1 protein-coding gene and 1 pseudogene are annotated in these 1,711 nt (G+C 67.8%); both read left to right on the forward strand.

Annotation, left to right across the window (positions count from 1 at the left end):
- Positions 1–354 (forward strand): annotated as a pseudogene (locus EN879_RS34815) (phage tail protein); the annotation flags it as partial.
- Positions 355–364: 10 nt separating this feature from the next.
- Positions 365–1,711: heme biosynthesis protein HemY (locus EN879_RS34820; protein WP_164774795.1), on the forward strand; the 1,347-nt coding region annotated here is incomplete at its 3' end.

The raw sequence follows: 1,711 nt of genomic DNA on the forward strand, positions 1-1,711 counted from the left end.
GTTCCAACCCGCGCCGAGATCGCATCGCAGGCTGATGCCGCCGCCAATGCCATGGTCACGGCGGCGACGCCTGTCGATGAGAATGCCGGCTTCGTTCAGAGCCTTCTGTCGAGCGCGCAATCGCTGGTCAAGGTCAGGCCGATCGGCGCCGTCGAAGGCGCCGGCGCACCGGAAACCGTCGCGCGCATGGAGGCGGCGGTCAACCAGGGCGACTACGCCAAGGCACTCAGCGAGTATGAAACGCTGCCCGAGGCCGCCAAGGCCGCGGGCGCCGACTTTGCCGGTAAGCTGAAGGCGCGCATCGAGGTCGAGACCCAGGTCGATGCGCTGATCTCGGGCGCGATGAAGGCATGAGGGCAACACAATGATCCGCCTGCTCGCCTTCCTCATCGTCGTTTTCGCGCTCGGGCTGGGCTTTGCCTGGCTGGCCGACCGGCCGGGCGACATGGTCGTCACTTTCAACGGCTATCAATACCAGGTCAGCCTGATGGTGGCGGCGGTGGCTGTCGTTGCCGTGGTCGCTGCGGTGATGATCCTGTGGTGGCTGCTCAAGTCGCTGTGGAACAGCCCCTACACCATCTCGCGCTATTTCCGTGTCCGCCGCCGCGATCGTGGCTATCAGGCGCTGTCGACCGGCATGATTGCCGCCGGCGCCGGTGATGGCGCGCTGGCCCGCAAGAAGACCAAGGAAGCCGCCAAGCTAATCCGTTCCGACCAGGAGCCGCTGATCCACCTGCTCGAAGCGCAGGCGTCGCTCCTCGAAGGCGATCATGAAGGCGCGCGGCAGAAATTCGAGAGCATGCTCGAGGATCCCGAAATGCGGCTGCTGGGTTTGCGCGGGCTTTATCTGGAAGCCGAACGGCTCGGCGACCGCAACGCCGCCAGGCATTATGCCGGCCGCGCCGCCGCTGTGGCGCCGCAGCTGGCCTGGGCGGCGGAATCGACGCTGGAAGAGCTGACCGCGCGCGGCGACTGGGACGGCGCCCTGAAACTCGTCGACGCGCAGAAAGCGACACGGCAGATCGAACGCGATGCCGCCAACCGCCGCCGCGCCGTGCTGCTGACCGCCAAGGCGCAGGCGCTTGCCGACAGCGATCCCGCCGCCGCCAGGACGGCGGCGATCGAAGCGAACAAGCTCAGGCCCGATTTCGCGCCTGCCGCCGTGGCCGCCGCGGCCGCACTGTTCAAGCAGAACGATGTGCGCAAGGGCTCGAAGATACTCGAGGCGGCGTGGAAGGCCGAGCCGCATCCGGAGATCGCCGAGCTCTATACCCATGCAAGGCCGGGCGACGCGGTGCTCGACCGCCTCAACCGGGCGAAGAAGCTGCAGGAGATGAAGAAGAACCACGCCGAATCGTCGATGACGGTGGCGCGCGCCGCGCTCGACGCGCAGGATTTCGCGACCGCCCGCCGCGAGGCCGAGGCGGCGATCCGGATGGACCGTCGCGAGGGCGCCTATCTGCTGCTCGCCGACATCGAGGAGGCCGAGACCGGCGATCAGGGCAAAGTTCGGCAGCTGCTGTCCAGGGCGCTGCGGGCGCCGCGCGATCCGGCCTGGGTCGCAGACGGCGTGGTATCGGAACGCTGGGCTCCGGTATCGCCGATCACCGGCCGGCTCGACGCCTTCGAGTGGCGCGCGCCGATGGAGCGTCTTGGCCAGTTGATCGACAGCCATGATGACGCGCCAGCGGGTGCGGCACCGGTTATTGAA

The sequence above is a fragment of the Mesorhizobium sp. M7A.F.Ca.AU.002.02.1.1 genome (assembly GCF_003998535.1).
Classification (GTDB): Bacteria; Pseudomonadota; Alphaproteobacteria; order Rhizobiales; family Rhizobiaceae; genus Mesorhizobium; species Mesorhizobium ciceri.